Below are 1406 nucleotides of genomic sequence, written 5' to 3'. Positions count from 1 at the left end.
GGTCATCCGTCTTTAGTTAGGAGACGAACCACGTGACAGCGGCGGCTTATCGAGGCATCTTTTTGAGAGCAATGAGGAGGCAACGGCTGTGTCCACCAATGCCTCCTCATCCCGGCTTATGCGTCGGCTCACTACATTGTTTCCTTCCGAGTTCCTCGAAGAGCACGCCGAGGAACTCGGCGTGGTCGAACGCGACCGGAAGCTCCAGATTCCCGCCTTCGTCTGGGCGTTCGTGTTCGGCTTCGCCGCAGGCGAGAGCCGAACACTCGCTGGCTTCCGACGTAGCTACAACTCCACAGCCGACGAGACGATCTCGCCTGGCGGCTTCTATCAGCGGTTGACTCCTTCGCTCGCGGAGTACCTCCGCGAGCTCGTCGAGCGCGGTCTCGACGAGGTCGCTGTTCCCGATGCTGTCGACGCAGATATCGACCGATTCAGAGATGTGATGATCGCTGATGGAACCGTTCTGCGGTTACACGAATTTCTCTCCGATGAATACCAAGCCCGCCACGAGGAGCAGGCTGGAGCGACGCTCCACCTGCTCCACAATGCCACCGATCAGACGATCGAACGGCTGGACGTGACTGACGAAAAAACGCACGACAGCACGCTGTTCAAGACAGGTCCGTGGCTGCAGGGGCGGCTCGTTCTCTTTGATCTCGCGTACTTCAAGTACCGCCGCTTTGCGTTGATCGATGAGAACGACGGCTACTTCGTGAGTCGGTTGAAGAAGAGCGCAAATCCGGTGATAACGGCGGAATTTCGGGGATGGCGCGGCCGCGCCATCCCTCTGGAGGGCAAGCAGATCCACGATGTCGTGGACGATCTCCATCGCAAGTACATCGACGTCGAGGTCGAAGCGGAATTCAAGCGAGGGCCGTACGAGGGAACGCGATCGCTGGATACGAAGCGATTCCGCGTCGTCGGCGTCCGCAACGAGGACGCCGACGACTACCATCTGTACATCACGAATCTGCCCAGAGAGGAGTTCCTCCCGACTGATCTTGCAACACTGTACCGGTGTCGGTGGGAGGTGGAGTTGCTGTTCCGTGAGCTGAAGACGCAGTACGAACTCGATGAGTTCGACACGAGCAATCCGGTGGTTGTCGAGATTCTGCTGTACGCAGCGGTGCTGTCACTGCTGGTAAGCCGTGATCTGCTGGATCTGGTCACCGAGGAGGCTGACGACGAGATCGTGTTTCCGCCGGAACGCTGGGCGGCGACCTTCCGGTCGCACGCCCAGCTCATCCTCCACGAACTCGGTGAACACCTTGGCTATTCGCCACCGCCACTGCTGGAGCGATTGATCAAGGACGCACAGAAAATCCACCAGGAACGACCGATCCTCCAAGAGACGCTCGCTACCGCTACGCAACCAAGGTGTGAGGGCTAACTAAAGACGGATG

Annotated in this window: 1 protein-coding gene; it reads left to right on the top strand. The window is 58.9% G+C overall.

Going from position 1 to position 1406, the window contains the following annotated elements:
• Window positions 1-118 precede the first annotated feature (118 nt).
• Window positions 119-1393: an IS4 family transposase gene (locus D1409_RS24165; RefSeq protein ID WP_123539514.1), complete on the top strand. Its 1275-nt coding sequence runs from the start codon at window positions 119-121 to the stop codon at window positions 1391-1393.
• The last annotated feature ends 13 nt before the right edge of the window (window positions 1394-1406 follow it).

Source organism: Halosimplex salinum, from assembly GCF_003730195.1.
GTDB lineage: Archaea > Halobacteriota > Halobacteria > Halobacteriales > Haloarculaceae > Halosimplex > Halosimplex salinum.
This window is presented reverse-complemented; position numbering and strand designations above follow the sequence as displayed.

Excerpts from the sequence above, each read along its gene's own strand:
- D1409_RS24165 (WP_123539514.1), top strand. The coding sequence starts at position 119 with ATGCGTCGGCTCACTACATTGTTTCCTTCCGAGTTCCTCGAAGAGCAC.